This window comes from Kribbella sp. NPDC058245 (assembly GCF_042882005.1).
GTDB lineage: Bacteria > Actinomycetota > Actinomycetes > Propionibacteriales > Kribbellaceae > Kribbella.
In genome coordinates, this window is sequence record NZ_JBHVWY010000012.1 from 185,112 (window position 1) to 197,622 (window position 12,511).

The 12,511-nt window shown below is 68.5% G+C and carries 19 protein-coding genes; 7 read left to right on the plus strand and 12 right to left on the minus strand.

All coding sequences use genetic code 11. The annotated features are described in order from the left end of the window. Window positions 1-37: 37 nt before the first annotated feature. Window positions 38-1,699: a fumarate hydratase gene (locus tag ACFVWG_RS26980; protein WP_391546202.1), complete on the minus strand. Its 1,662-nt coding sequence runs from the start codon at window positions 1,697-1,699 to the stop codon at window positions 38-40. A 120-nt stretch (window positions 1,700-1,819) separates the two neighbouring features. On the opposite strand from ACFVWG_RS26980, the gene ACFVWG_RS26985 reads away from it, so the two are divergent. Genes ACFVWG_RS26985 through ACFVWG_RS26995 form a run of 3 tightly spaced genes read left to right on the plus strand, consistent with a single transcriptional unit; the run spans window position 1,820 to window position 3,191 of the window. Then, a complete protein-coding gene (locus tag ACFVWG_RS26985) occupies window positions 1,820-2,491 on the plus strand; it encodes a DUF1707 domain-containing protein (protein ID WP_391546203.1) in 672 nt (223 codons plus the stop codon). A gap of 57 nt (window positions 2,492-2,548) precedes the next feature. Further along, window positions 2,549-2,899: a type II toxin-antitoxin system RelE/ParE family toxin gene (locus ACFVWG_RS26990; RefSeq protein ID WP_391546204.1), complete on the plus strand. Its 351-nt coding sequence runs from the start codon at window positions 2,549-2,551 to the stop codon at window positions 2,897-2,899. Window position 2,900: 1 nt separating this feature from the next. Further along, window positions 2,901-3,191: a helix-turn-helix domain-containing protein gene (locus ACFVWG_RS26995; protein WP_391546205.1), complete on the plus strand. Its 291-nt coding sequence runs from the start codon at window positions 2,901-2,903 to the stop codon at window positions 3,189-3,191. Here the strand turns inward: ACFVWG_RS26995 and ACFVWG_RS27000 are convergent. The 3 genes from ACFVWG_RS27000 to ACFVWG_RS27010 are packed head-to-tail and all read right to left on the minus strand — an operon-like array spanning window position 3,188 to window position 4,641. Next, entirely contained in the window at window positions 3,188-3,682 is a 495-nt protein-coding gene (locus ACFVWG_RS27000; protein ID WP_391546206.1) for a hypothetical protein, read from the minus strand. The two genes, ACFVWG_RS26995 and ACFVWG_RS27000, sit on opposite strands and share 4 nt — an antisense overlap. Continuing rightward, window positions 3,666-4,169 (minus strand): hypothetical protein, encoded by a 504-nt coding sequence (locus ACFVWG_RS27005; protein ID WP_391546207.1) that lies wholly within the window; start codon window positions 4,167-4,169, stop codon window positions 3,666-3,668. Before ACFVWG_RS27005 ends, ACFVWG_RS27000 begins: the two co-directional genes overlap by 17 nt. After that, window positions 4,153-4,641 carry a hypothetical protein gene (locus ACFVWG_RS27010; RefSeq protein WP_391546208.1) on the minus strand — a complete coding sequence of 163 codons (489 nt, stop codon included), beginning with the start codon at window positions 4,639-4,641 and terminating at the stop codon, window positions 4,153-4,155. The genes ACFVWG_RS27005 and ACFVWG_RS27010 overlap by 17 nt, the downstream gene beginning before the upstream one ends. A 60-nt stretch (window positions 4,642-4,701) precedes the next feature. On the opposite strand from ACFVWG_RS27010, the gene ACFVWG_RS27015 reads away from it, so the two are divergent. Then, complete coding sequence (locus ACFVWG_RS27015; RefSeq protein WP_391546209.1) at window positions 4,702-4,905, plus strand: hypothetical protein; 204 nt, start codon at window positions 4,702-4,704, stop codon at window positions 4,903-4,905. Here the strand turns inward: ACFVWG_RS27015 and ACFVWG_RS27020 are convergent. The 3 genes from ACFVWG_RS27020 to glpX are packed head-to-tail and all read right to left on the minus strand — an operon-like array spanning window position 4,879 to window position 7,330. Then, entirely contained in the window at window positions 4,879-5,352 is a 474-nt protein-coding gene (locus tag ACFVWG_RS27020; RefSeq protein WP_391546210.1) for a hypothetical protein, read from the minus strand. The genes ACFVWG_RS27015 and ACFVWG_RS27020 overlap by 27 nt on opposite strands. Next, a complete protein-coding gene (locus ACFVWG_RS27025) occupies window positions 5,352-6,299 on the minus strand; it encodes a carbohydrate kinase (protein ID WP_391546211.1) in 948 nt (315 codons plus the stop codon). The genes ACFVWG_RS27020 and ACFVWG_RS27025 overlap by 1 nt, the downstream gene beginning before the upstream one ends. Next, window positions 6,296-7,330, minus strand: coding sequence for a class II fructose-bisphosphatase (glpX, locus tag ACFVWG_RS27030; protein ID WP_391546212.1), 1,035 nt, complete (start codon window positions 7,328-7,330; stop codon window positions 6,296-6,298). Before glpX ends, ACFVWG_RS27025 begins: the two co-directional genes overlap by 4 nt. 87 nt (window positions 7,331-7,417) lie before the next feature. Between glpX and ACFVWG_RS27035 the strand changes: the two genes are divergently transcribed. Beyond that, window positions 7,418-8,020: a DUF4245 domain-containing protein gene (locus ACFVWG_RS27035; RefSeq protein ID WP_391546213.1), complete on the plus strand. Its 603-nt coding sequence runs from the start codon at window positions 7,418-7,420 to the stop codon at window positions 8,018-8,020. A 142-nt stretch (window positions 8,021-8,162) separates the two neighbouring features. Beyond that, window positions 8,163-8,837, plus strand: coding sequence for an NTP transferase domain-containing protein (locus ACFVWG_RS27040; RefSeq protein WP_391546214.1), 675 nt, complete (start codon window positions 8,163-8,165; stop codon window positions 8,835-8,837). Between the two features lie 112 nt (window positions 8,838-8,949). Here the strand turns inward: ACFVWG_RS27040 and ACFVWG_RS27045 are convergent, their stop codons facing one another. Both ACFVWG_RS27045 and ACFVWG_RS27050 read right to left on the minus strand, forming a co-directional pair. Then, the gene (locus ACFVWG_RS27045) at window positions 8,950-9,270 is read right to left on the minus strand and encodes a DMT family transporter (RefSeq protein WP_391546215.1); all 321 of its coding nucleotides are present in this window, start codon (window positions 9,268-9,270) and stop codon (window positions 8,950-8,952) included. Continuing rightward, window positions 9,270-9,869, minus strand: a complete 600-nt coding sequence (locus ACFVWG_RS27050) for a flavodoxin family protein (RefSeq protein ID WP_391546216.1) — start codon at window positions 9,867-9,869, stop codon at window positions 9,270-9,272. Before ACFVWG_RS27050 ends, ACFVWG_RS27045 begins: the two co-directional genes overlap by 1 nt. A 38-nt stretch (window positions 9,870-9,907) precedes the next feature. Between ACFVWG_RS27050 and ACFVWG_RS27055 the strand changes: the two genes are divergently transcribed. Then, window positions 9,908-10,534, plus strand: a complete 627-nt coding sequence (locus ACFVWG_RS27055) for a TetR/AcrR family transcriptional regulator (RefSeq protein ID WP_391546217.1) — start codon at window positions 9,908-9,910, stop codon at window positions 10,532-10,534. Here ACFVWG_RS27055 and ACFVWG_RS27060 read toward each other — a convergent pair. The 3 genes from ACFVWG_RS27060 to xseA all read right to left on the minus strand — a co-directional run bounded on the left by ACFVWG_RS27060 (window position 10,512) and on the right by xseA (window position 12,451). Further along, a complete protein-coding gene (locus tag ACFVWG_RS27060) occupies window positions 10,512-10,955 on the minus strand; it encodes a GNAT family N-acetyltransferase (RefSeq protein WP_391546218.1) in 444 nt (147 codons plus the stop codon). The genes ACFVWG_RS27055 and ACFVWG_RS27060 overlap by 23 nt on opposite strands. A 63-nt stretch (window positions 10,956-11,018) precedes the next feature. Then, window positions 11,019-11,213 (minus strand): exodeoxyribonuclease VII small subunit, encoded by a 195-nt coding sequence (locus ACFVWG_RS27065; protein ID WP_391546337.1) that lies wholly within the window; start codon window positions 11,211-11,213, stop codon window positions 11,019-11,021. Between the two features lie 17 nt (window positions 11,214-11,230). After that, a complete protein-coding gene (gene xseA / locus ACFVWG_RS27070) occupies window positions 11,231-12,451 on the minus strand; it encodes an exodeoxyribonuclease VII large subunit (RefSeq protein WP_391546219.1) in 1,221 nt (406 codons plus the stop codon). Window positions 12,452-12,511 lie beyond the last annotated feature (60 nt).

Sequence of the window (12,511 nt, forward strand, 5' to 3'; positions counted from 1 at the left end):
GGTCGACGAAGTTAGTGAGTGGGAGCGGTCCGGGTCCCTACCTGGGACGCGTCGTCAGCGGGACCGGCTTGCGGGTGTCGGTGAAGAAGTCGTTGCCTTTGTCATCGACGACGACGAAGGCGGGGAAGTCTTCGACCTCGATCTTCCAGACCGCTTCCATGCCGAGTTCGGCGTACTCGAGGACGTCGACGGACTTGATGCAGTCCTGAGCCAAACGCGCCGCGGGGCCGCCGATGGAGCCTAGGTAGAAACCGCCGTGGGCCTTGCAGGCGTTCGTGACCTGGGCCGAGCGGTTGCCCTTGGCAAGCATGACGAAGGAACCGCCGGCGGCCTGGAACTGGTCGACGTACGCGTCCATCCGGCCCGCGGTGGTCGGGCCGAAGGAGCCGGAGGCGTAGCCCTCGGGGGTTTTGGCGGGGCCCGCGTAGTACACCGCGTGATCGCGGAGATAAGAAGGCATCGGTTCGCCGGCGTCCAGGCGCTCCTTGATCTTGGCGTGCGCGATGTCGCGGGCGACCACCAGCGGTCCGCTCAGCGAGAGCCGCGTCTTCACGGGCAGCTTCGTGAGTTCGGCGCGGATCTCCGACATCGGCCGGTTCAGATCGATCCGTACGACGTCAGCGTCGTCGTCCAGGTGCTCGTCGGTCGTCTCCGGGAGGAAGCGGGCCGGGTCGCGTTCGAGCTGCTCGAGGAACACACCTTCCGGCGTGATCTTCGCCCGCGCCTGGCGGTCGGCCGAGCAGGAGACCGCGATCGCGACCGGGCAGGACGCGCCGTGCCGGGGGAGGCGGATCACGCGCACGTCGTGGCAGAAGTACTTGCCGCCGAACTGCGCTCCGATCCCGAAGTCCTGCGTGAGCTTGAAGACCTCCTCCTCCAGCTCCACGTCCCGGAACCCGTGCCCGACCGGCGAACCGGTCGTCGGGAGCGCGTCCAGGTAGTGCGCCGAGGCGTACTTCGCGGTCTTCAGCGCGAACTCGGCCGAGGTACCACCGACGACGATCGCCAGGTGGTACGGCGGACAGGCCGCCGTACCGAGAGAGCGGATCTTCTCGTCCAGGAACTTCATCATGCCGGCCGGGTTGAGCACGGCCTTGGTCTCCTGGAACAGGAACGACTTGTTCGCCGACCCGCCGCCCTTGGCCATGAAGAGGAACTTGTACGCCGGATCGCCGTCGCCCGGCGTCGAGTAGAGCTCGATCTGCGCGGGGAGGTTGGAGCCGGTGTTCTTCTCGTCCCACATGGTCAGCGGGGCCATCTGCGAGTAGCGCAGGTTCAGCTTCGTGTAGGCGTCGTACACGCCGCGGCTGATCCACTCCTCGTCGACCGCGCCGGTCAGTACGCCCTCGGACTTCTTGCCCATCACGATCGCCGTACCGGTGTCCTGGCACATCGGGAGCACCCCGCCGGCCGAGATGTTCGCGTTCTTCAGCAGGTCGAGCGCGACGAACCGGTCGTTCCCGGAGGCCTCGGGGTCGTCGATGATCCGGCGCAGCTGCGCGAGGTGCGCGGTCCGCAGGTAGTGCGAGATGTCGTGCATCGCCTCGGAGGTGAGCTGCTGCAGCACCTCGGGCGCGACCTGGAGGAACGTGCGGTCGCCCGCGGTGAACGTGCTGACACCTTCAGTGGTGAGCAGCCGGTACTCCGTGTCGTCAGGACCTAACGGGAGCAGATCGGAGTACGTGAAGTCGGCGGACACCGGCAGACCTCCATGGACAGTGGACTGGACTGATCCAGCCTAATCTCAGGGCTCAGGTCAGGGGTTGGTAGGGGAGGTTTCGGAGGGCAGGCGGACTGCGGCGAGCGTAAGGTTTTGCTCGTGGCCCAGGATGAGGTTCCCCAGCACGATCGCCCCCAGGACGCCGTACCGGCTCCGGTGGATCCGGCGCTGCGTCGCCGCGTCTCCGACGCCGAGCGCGAGCAGGTCGCGGACATCCTGCGCGACGCCGCGGGCGAGGGCCGGCTGTCCTACACCGAGCTCGAGGAGCGACTCGAGACGCTCTACACCTCGAAGACGTACGGCGAACTCGTCCCCCTCACCGCCGATCTCCCCAACGGGCTGGCGCAACCCGCGGCACCGCAGCAGCCCGTCGGCGCGCTGGTCCAGGCCGGCCCGACCATCAACGTCTTCCTCTCCGACACCAAACGCCTCGGCACCTGGGTCGCCCCGCAACGCCAGGAAGTGAACGCGGTCCTCGGCGACGTCACCCTCGACTACACCGAGGCCCATGTCCCGTACGACGAGGTCTACATCGACGTGAAGTCCATCCTGGCCGACGTGAAGATCCGCGTCCCCGCCAACGCTGTCGTCCTCCTCGACTCCAACCCCATCCTCGGCTCCGTCTCCGAACAAGCCGCCACCCTGCTCCCGGCCCCGGACCCGAACACCCCCACCCGCCCGAAAACCTTCCACATCCGCGGCACCGCCATCCTCGGCGAGATCAAGATCAAACGCGGCCCCCGCCTCACCAAACGCCTCGGTCTCACCTGATCAAGACCTGTGGACAACGGCGACGGAGAGTGACGGATTCGATATAGCATTCGTGCTATGTCCTGGGGTACCGTTGAACTCGAAGCCGAAGTGCGTGACTGGCTGGAGGCGCTGCCGACCGAGCTTTTCGCGCGCGCTGCCTTCTACGTCGACCTGCTCGCCGATCGGGGGCCGTTGCTGGGTGAGCCGTACACGAAGCAGATCGACGGCAAGCTGCGTGAGTTGCGTTTCTGGATCGATCAGGACGCGATGCGGATCAGTTACTGGATCGCCACGGACCGGCGGATCATCTTGTTGACGGTGTTCAGGAAGAGCCGGATGCGGGAGACGCAGGAGATGGGCCGGGCACGGAGGGCCTATCGGCGGTGTGTGGAGCGGGCGCACAGTGTGCCGACGGAGGAGGAGTGACGTGACGGGTTGGGATGAGGTGCGTGGGCGACGGATGGGGGAGCCGGGGGCCGGCGAGGCGTATGACGCTGCGCGGCGAGCGTTCGAGTTGGGCGCGGCTGTGCGGAAGATGCGGGAAGACCGCGGCTGGACGCAGACGAGGCTCGCCGAGGCGGCGGGGATGACGCAGTCCGCGCTCGCCCGGTTCGAAGCCGGCGGTACGGTCCCCACCCTCGTTCTGCTCGAGCGGATCGCGCAGGCATTCGAGGCCCGGCTGGTCGTCCGCTTCGATGAAGGGCACTCGGCGGCTTAGGGGTGTTCGGTGTGGAGGTGGGTGAGCCAGGCGGCGAAGGCTGGCAGGTCGTCGACGATCTCGCGGGGGATGTCGAGGTCGTCGGCGTCCTCGGCGGTCAGGTGGACCGGGATGTGGTCGGACCAGAATGACTTGACCGGGGTGCCGATGGTGGCGATCGAGGACCACTGGACGTAGGCCTTGCCGAGGCGGATGCCGGTGGTGTCGACGAGGAGCAGGGGCTGTCCGCGGAGGATCCGGGTGGTTTCCGCGACCGCCACGCCGAGCAGGAACAGGATGCCGACGACCCGGATGTAGAACCAGGTCCCGCGGGTGTCCCATTCGTCGAAGGTTCCGATCGCCGGCACGATCGTCACCGCCCACGAGAGCAGCACCCGTCGGCTGAGCAGGGCTCGGCGGCGCGGCCGGAAGACCACCCGGCCGGTACGGCGGTACTCGGCGTCCCACTGCTCGGGGCCGACCTCGCCCATCAAACTAGGCGTTGTCGCCACGAGACTCCTTATAGGCGGGGCGAAGGCTGTTGAGCCAGTCGGAGAAGGCGCTGAGGTCGTGGACGTTGTCCCGATGGATCTGCAGCTCCTTGGCCCAGACGTTCGCGGGAAGCACCGGCAGGACGCGGAAGAACCCCGGTCCCCTGGGGATCCCGGCGGTGCCGACGGCGTCCCATCCCATGAACTTGCGTCCGTAGTGGATGCCCTCGGTGTCGACGACCAGGATCGGCCGGCGCGTGATCAGCTGCCAGGTTCCGAGGCCGATGAGGAGCAGCAGGAAGGTCGCACCGATCACCGTCGCCACCCGGCGATAATCGCTCTGGTCCGCGATCTCGATCAGGTTCAACACCCGGCTCGGCCCGAACACGAGCAGGATGACAACCCCGCGGAGCAGATACGGCCGACGCCGCAGCGGGAACACCACGCGCCCGTTGCGCTCGAACTCCGCGGTCCAATCAGCAGCCGTCAGCTCACCCATGGTCGGCATCAGACACTCCCCGGTGCTGGTGAAGGACGCCCTCGAGCCAGCCCGAGAGTGCGGTCATGTCGCGCACGGCCCAATGCCTGATGGTCAACGGCTTTCCGGTCACGGGGATGATCTCGAGCGTCTTCTGGTGCGGGATGCCGATGGCGCCGATCTGGGTCCACTCCAGCCGAGTGCCGCCGTACCGGATGCCGTTGGCGTCGACGAGCAGCAGGAGCCGATTGCCGACGAGCTGCGCGGCCGCCCAGACGCTACGCCCGAAGGCGGCCAGCATGACCAGGATCAGCAACACCCAAACGTCGCTGTCGTCGGGTACTACGACGACGATCAACAGCAGGAGTACGGCCGTCAGCCCTTGCAGGATGAACATCTCCCGCTGGTACGGCGCAGTCCGGCGCGTGAACTCGACTCGACTGGTCCGCCCGTACTCGGCTGTCCACACCTCCGCCGAGGCTTCACCCATGGTCTTCGTCATGCACCCCATCCCCTCCCCAGGAAGCGCAACTGTAGTGCAGGAAGGGGCACACTAGATTCCATGCGCCGGGTCCTGAGCTGGATGTTCGTCCGTGGACCAGCCGCGTTCTACGAATTCGCCGAGGCCAACCAAGGCTCCAGCCGCGGGGACGCGAAGTTCCTGCGGATCGCCGCCGGCAGTCTCGGTGGGCTCGGCCTGATCAGCGGGGTGGGCTGGGTCGTCGGACGCCGCCGAAAGCTAAGCCAGGTAACGCGTCTGGACTGACCGCAACCAGTGCGCGAACGCGTCCAGCTCCTCGACATTGTCGAGCGAGATCCGCAACGGCCTGGTACGGCGGTCGACGGGGTGGATCTGGATCGTGCGGGCGCCGGGCAAGCCGGTGGGTTGGCCGATCGCCGCGATGTCGGACCAGGTCAGGGTGCGGCCATCGAAGGTGACACGGGTGACGCCCGTGCCGTCGACGATGACGAGCGGGCGCTTCTTGATCAGCTGGTACGCCGACAGACTGGTCCCGTAGACGAAGGCGGCCAGGGCCGTGACACGCAGTGGGCCAAGGGTGCCTCCAGATCCGTGATGGTCAAGATTGGTCGACGCGAGCAGCATCAGCGCGCCGAACGCGATCAGCCGGAGCAAGACACGGCCGCGGCGCGGTGGGAACACCACGCGGCCGTCTTCCTCCAGCTGAGTGTTCCAAGCGTCAGCCGGAGGCATCAGGCACCCCAGGTCGCCGCGTGCTCGGCCGCGGTCGGCGGGTCGGCGCCGTGCCGGGTGCAGGTGATCGCGGCGGCCTTGACCGCGTAGTCGACCACGCTCTCGAGGCTCTCCGACGTCAACCCGGCCAACCGGGTCTCGCCCAGCAGGCCCTGCGAATTCAGCCCAGCAATGAGTGCAGCCATGAACGAGTCGCCCGCACCGACGGTGTCGACGACATCGATCTTCGGCGCGGTCACGTCGATCCGCCCGTCCCGGCTGATCCCGAGCGCACCTTCGCCGCCGCGAGTGATCACGACACACTGCGTTCGCGGCGCGCTCAGCAGGTCGACCGCGATCGACTCGGGCGACTGCCCGGGCTGCAGGAACTCGCAGTCCTCGTCACTCAGCTTCACCAGATCCGACAGCGCAGCCAACTCCCGTACGGCGGCCCACGTGGCGACCGGATCCGGAGTGATCGTCGGTCGCGCATTCGGGTCGAGCGTCACCGTGACCGGCTGATCCACCAACGACTTCAGGAAGTCCCGAATCGCCGAAGCCCCCGGTTCGAGGACCGTCGCGATCGACCCGGTGTGCACTGCGGGACAACCCCGCGACAGCGAGAGCGACGGCGGTTCCCAGGTGATGTCGAACTGGTACGACGCGACTCCGGCCGCGTCGAGCGTTGCGGTCGCCGTACTGGTCCGGAAGGCCGGGTCCACCGAGCCCGGTGCGAGCTGGACGCCGTTCCCAAAGAGGTGCGCTCCGAGTTGATCGCCGTACGGGTCGGTCCCGAAGCGCGTCACCAGCTCAGTCGGTACGCCGAGTCGCGCGAGCCCGACCGCCACGTTCGCCGGGGAACCGCCAGGCGTCGCCTTGGGCTTCCCGTTGCCGTTGCGGGTGGTCTTCGGACCGGTGCTGACGATGTCGACCAGTGCCTCGCCGATGACTAGGGTAGGTGCACTCATCGGGCGTGCTCGAAGTCGATGGCGGAGTAGGCGCGGAGCTTCTCCAGTTGGTGAACGCTCTCGATGCTGCGGATGGTGCCGCTGCGCGAGCGCATCACCAGCGAGTGCGTGCGCGCGGTCGAGCGGCCGTAGCGGACGCCGCGGAGGAGCTCGCCGTCGGTGATGCCGGTCGCGACGAAGAAGCAGTCGTCGCCGCTGACCAGGTCGTCGGTGTCGAGGACGCGGTCGAGGTCGTGCCCCGCGTCGATCGCCTTCTGCCGCTCGTCGTCGTCCGTCGGCCAGAGCCGGCCCTGGATCTTGCCGCCGAGGCACTTCATCGCGCAGGCGGCGATGATGCCCTCCGGCGTACCGCCGATGCCGAGCAGCATGTCCAGGCCGGTGTCCGGCCGGGCCGCCTCGAGCGCACCGGCCACGTCACCGTCGCTGATGAACTTGATCCGCGCACCGGTCGCCCGGATCTGCGTGGCCAGCTCGTCGTGCCGCGGCCGGTCCAGCAGTACGACGGTGACGTCGTCGACCGTGGAGCCCTTCGCCTTCGCGACCCGGCGGATGTTCTCCGCGACCGGGAGCCGGATGTCGACCACGTCGGCCGCCTCCGGACCGACCACGAGTTTCTCCATGTAGAAGACCGCGGACGGGTCGTACATCGAGTTGCGCGGCGAGACCGCCATCACGGCGATGCCGTTGTTCATGCCCTTCGCGACCAGCGTCGTACCGTCGACCGGGTCGACCGCGACGTCACACTCGGGACCCTCGCCGGAGCCGACGTGCTCACCGTTGTAGAGCATCGGGGCGTTGTCCTTCTCGCCCTCGCCGATCACCACCACGCCGTTCATCCCGACCGTGCCGATCAGGGTGCGCATCGCGTTCACCGCCGCGCCGTCGGCACCGTTCTTGTCGCCGCGACCGACCCAGCGGCCGGCCGCCATCGCGGCCGCCTCGGTGACCCGGACCAGCTCGAGCGCGAGGTTGCGGTCAGGCGCATGCGCCTCGACCTCCAGGTGGGCGGGGGGCAAGGTCGGGTCCGTCATGTCAACGGATCGTAGCCAACCCGGTGATCGGACCTCTCAGCCAGGACCTCGGCCAGGGCATCTCCGGCCGGATGCGACACTCGTGTCATGAGTTCGACTGATCAGGATGAGGCGGCGGCGCGGGAGAAGGCCCGGGCGCGGGCGGAGGCGATCGCCTACCGCGAGCAGAACACGAAAGACCGGGCGAAGGCGCGCACGCTGCCGAACATGGTCTGGGCGCTGCTGGCGTGCTTCATCGTGGTCGCGTTCCTGATGATCGTCACCTGGCGGCCGAAGGAGGAGAAGGTCCGCGCGGTCGAGTACAGCGCCCAGCTGGAAGACGCCCGCAAGGTCGCACCCTGGGTCCGCGGTCCGTCGCCGATGCCGGGTGGCTGGCAGGCGACCAGTGTCGAGTTCAAGGCAGCCGAGCAGGCGCCGATGACGTGGCACCTCGGTGTGGTCACGGACGCGAAGAAGTACGTGGGGCTCGAACAGTCCAACGTGACCGGCGCCAAGTACCAGTCCGACGAGCTCGGCCGAACCTCCGACGACGGTACGGCGACAGTCGGTGGCGTCACGTGGCAGCGCAAGGTGCTGCTCGATCGCAAGGACGAGAACGCCTTGGTACTGGTCGGTTCCGGCGTCACCACGATCGTCACTGGGAACGCCGGCTACCCGGCCCTCGAAGCGTTTGCTTCGTCGCTGAAGTGATTGCGTACTGACCAGTCTCCGGACGCGCGTTGACACGGTCGCCGGGACCGGGGTTCCATCGAAGCTTCGGCTTGCCACTCGGGGACAGCGAGAAGGAGCCCTGTCGTGCCCGCCGTTCCCCGGTTGCGCAGTTGATCCGCCCATGTTCGTCACGGGGTTGCTGCTGGCCGCCGAGAGTTCCCCACACCTCGGCGTACCGTGGCAGTTGCTGGCCTATCACGGTGAGCCGCTGCTCGGTTCCACGCTGGAAACCGCTCGGGAGTGTGGGTTCGACCAGCTGATCGTCACGCTCGGGAGCGGGTCCTCACAGGTGCGCGATCATGTAGATCTGGACGGCGTGCGCGTGGTCGATTCACCGCACGCCGACACGGGGAGTTCGTCGATCGTGCCCGCCCTCGACGCGGTTGACCGCCGTACCGACGGAGTCGTCGTCCTGCTCGGCGACCAGCCCGGCATCACGTCGGCGACGGTCTGGTCGCTCGTCGCCGAGGTCGCCGGCCCCGCGACGCCGCTCGGGATCAGCCACTACGACGACGGCCCCGGCCACCCGGTCTGGTGCGCCCGCGAAGTCTTCGGTGACCTCGGTCAACTGCGCTCCGACGACGACCTCTGGCACCTCACCGACCAGCACCCGATCACCCAAGTAGATGCCATCGGCAACCTTCCGCCCCGGATCCGCACCTGGGACGACTACCGCCGTACCGTCTCCGGCCACACTCCCAGCCCCGGCCCCTTCGCCCCCGGCGCCCTCGAAGACCCGGCGCCTCACATCCCCCTCCCCACCCACCCCCGCCGCCGACGCCGCACCACCCACTGACCCCCGGGCGGACCGCCATCACCGTCCAACTTCGGTTGGGGCGGGTTTTGGGCGCCGAGCTGAGCGTGCGGGGTGGGGTGGAGGGAGAGTTGGTGGGTGATGGGCGTCCGCTTTACTCGGCGCCGGCGAGGCGGAGGCCGATGACGCCGGCGACGATGAGGGCTATGCAGGCGAGGCGAGCCGGGGTGACCTGCTCGTGGAAGAGGACAATGCCGAGGGTGACCACGCCGACGGAGCCGAGGCCGGTCCAGATGGCGTAGGCGGTACCGATCGGGAGGCGGTCGAGGGTTCGGCCGAGCAGGTAGACCGAGGTGATGCCGAAGACGAGGACGCCGAGAGTCGGCCAGAGGCGGGTGAAACCTTCGCTGGGTTTCATGCTGAGCGCGAAGGCGATCTCGAACGCGGCCGCCGCGAGGAGTACGAGCCACGCCATCAGGCCGCCAGGGCTCCGCGCAGGTGGCGCTGGGTGATGGTCGCGACGCGCGCGCCGAGGGCGTGGGCCGTGCGCAGGTCGGTCGCCGGGGGTGCCTTCTCGGCGGAGAGATCCGCATCGGACTGCGCCATCGCGCCGAGCCAGCTGCCCAGCCGGTTCAGGTCCTCGATGCTCGCGGTGCTCTCGCTCCAGCCGGGATAGATGTCCAGGCCGACCCAGATCATCCCGTGCTGCGCCGCGAACACCGCGATGTCGACCAGGCTGTTCAGCTTGTCACCGGACATCGCCTTCGAGTTCGTGAATCCAGCCGCGATCTTGTCCCGCCAGCCGAGGTTCGCGCCCCACACCTTCGAGCTCGCCTCGGCGAACGCCTTGAAGACCGCACTCGGACTACCCATGTACGTCGGGGCGCCGAACACGATCGCATCAGCCGCGGCGAGGCTGGCCCACACGTCGTCGGTCAGCTCGTCGAGTGCGACCAGCTCCGCGGTGGCGCCTGGTACTGAGAGCGCGCCGGCCGCGACTGCCTCGGCTTGTTTCGCGGTGTGCCCATATCCCGAGTGGTACGCGATCGCGATCCGGGCGGACGTCATGCTCATGCTTCCTCCAGAGGCTCTAGCGGACTACAGTCCGTCTTATGAACGACAGTAGCGGACCGCAGTCCGGTTCACAACGGGAGCTGCCGGTCGTCGGGACCCCGCGCCCCGAACGCGCCGATGCCCGGCGCAACCGGCTCCGGGTCCTGGAGGCGGCCGAGCGGTTGTTCACCGAGCACGGCGTCAAGAACGTCTCGGTCGACGCGATCGCCGCCGAGGCCGGCGTCGGCAAGGGCACCGTCTTCCGCCGCTTCGGTGACCGCGCTGGTCTGGCGGTCGCGCTCCTGGATGAACGCGAGCAAGAGCTCCAGGCCAAGATCCTGACCGGCCCCCCGCCGCTAGGCCCGGGCGCTCCCGCGGTCGACCGCGTCGCCGCGTTCCTGACGTCGTACCTGGACTTGCTCGACCGTCACGTCGAGCTCTTCATGGACAGCGAGAACGCCTCCGACGGCGCCCGCTACCGCATCGGCTCCTACAACCTCTGGCACCGCCACCTGGCCCACCTCGTCGAACAGTCCCGCCCCGACCTCGACGCCGACCACACCGCCCACGTCCTCCTGGCCCCGCTCGCCGCCGACCTCCACCAGTCCCTCCGCGACCGAGGCTTCGACCTCCCGCGCCTGAAGTCCGGCACGGAAACGATCGCTAGAACCCTACTGACAACCTGATCTCCGGCAGGTTGCCCAGCGACGAGTGGGTCCGGTCCATCGTCTCCGTGAATCCGTAGCGCGCGTAGAACCGCCGCCCGCGCGCGTTCGCCTCCAGCACCCACAACCACACTGCGGTGCAGCCGGTACGGCGAAGGTCCGCCAACGCGGCGTCCGTCAGTGCACGTCCAGCCCCGGTGCTCCAGTGATCCGGGTGCACGAAGAGCGCATACAGCTCACCGGTGTTCGCGGGTGCCTGTGGATCTCGCTCCGGCCCGACCCCGGCGTATCCGATCACGCAGTCGTCGACGACCGCGACGTAGATCCGCGACCGCCCGGCCGCGATGCTCTTCACCCACGACGACGCGATCGCCCCGGCGTCCATCGTGTCGAGGAAATCCTGCGGAACGAGCCCGGCAAACGCCGTCCGCCAACTAGCCACCCGAGCCTCAGCAGCCCCCAGCAAATCCCCAGCCAAGGCTGCCCGGACCAGCAACCGCTCGGCCTACTTGGACTTCTCGGCGGTGGCTTCTTGGGCTTTGGCCAGGCGTTCGCGGGCGCCTTCGAGCCAGGACTGGCAGGTGGTGGCGAGGGACTCGCCGCGCTCCCAGAGGGCCAGGGACTCTTCGAGGGTGGTGCCGCCGGCTTCGAGTTTGCGGACGACCTCGACGAGCTCCTCGCGGGCCGCCTCGTAGGACATCTCAGGTCGTTCGCTACTCACTTCTTCTCCTCGGGCTGGACTTCTACGGCGAATCGGCCGTCGGTGACTCGGGCTTGCAGGACGTCGCCCGCCGCTACTTGCGCCAGTTCCCGTACGGCGGTGCCGTCGGCGAGCTGGAGGACGGAGTAGCCGCGCTCGAGGGTCGCTTTGGGGGACAGGGCCCGGACGCTGGCCAGGCGGTGCGCGATGTCGTCGGCGGCGCGGTCGAGACGGTGCGTGAGGGTACGGCGGCTGCGGTCGACCAGGGCGTTGATCTCGTCGGAGCGGCGCTCGATCCCGGAGACCGGCGCGGCCAGGGCCGGGCGGCTGCGGATGGCGGCCAACGCATGCGCCTCGCGGTCGAGCCAGCTGGTGATCGCGCGCAGACCGCGGTCGCGCAGTAGGCGGACACCGTCGAGCTCCTCGCGGACATCCGGCACGATCCGCTTGGCGGCGTCAGTCGGAGTCGAGGCGCGCAGGTCCGCGACCAGGTCGAGCAGGGGTGAGTCGGGTTCATGCCCGATCGCGCTGACGATCGGCGTATGGGCTTGGGAGACCGCTCGGATCAGTCCTTCGTCGGAGAACGGCAGCAGGTCCTCCAGCGAACCACCGCCGCGCGCGATCACGATCACCTCGACGGACTCGTCCGCATCCAGCTTCCGCAGCGCGAGCATGACCTCACCGGCCGCGGCCGGGCCTTGGACCGACGCATACTCGACCCGGAACGCGACCGCCGGCCAGCGCCGCTTCGCGTTCTCCAGTACGTCGCGCTCGGCCGCGGAATCGCGTCCGCAGATCAGCCCGATCGTGTGCGGCAGGAACGGCAGCCGCTTCTTGCGGTGCGCTGCGAACAGCCCCTCGGCCGCCAGTAATTGCTTGAGCCGCTCGATCCGCGCCAGCAGCTCGCCGATCCCGACATGCCGGATCTCGCTGACCGCGAGCGCGAGCGTGCCGCGGCGGGCGAAGAAGTTCGGCTTGGCGTTGACGACCACCCGCGAACCGTCCGTCACCGGCGGATCCACCGCCTCGAACACCCGGCGGTTACACGTGAACCGCAACGAGATGTCCGCGTCGGTGTCGCGCAGCGTCCCGAACACGGTCGTCGTCCCGCGCCCGATCGACACATCCGTCAGCTGTCCCTCGACCCACACCGCACCCAGCTGATTGATCCAGCTGGCGATGCCGTTCGCAATCGTGCGAACGGCTGCAGGCGCATCCGGCGAGGTCTCCAAAGCCACGCCCCAGACCCTACGGCCCCGCACCGACAAAACCCCGCACGCCCTCCTGCCCCGGGCGTC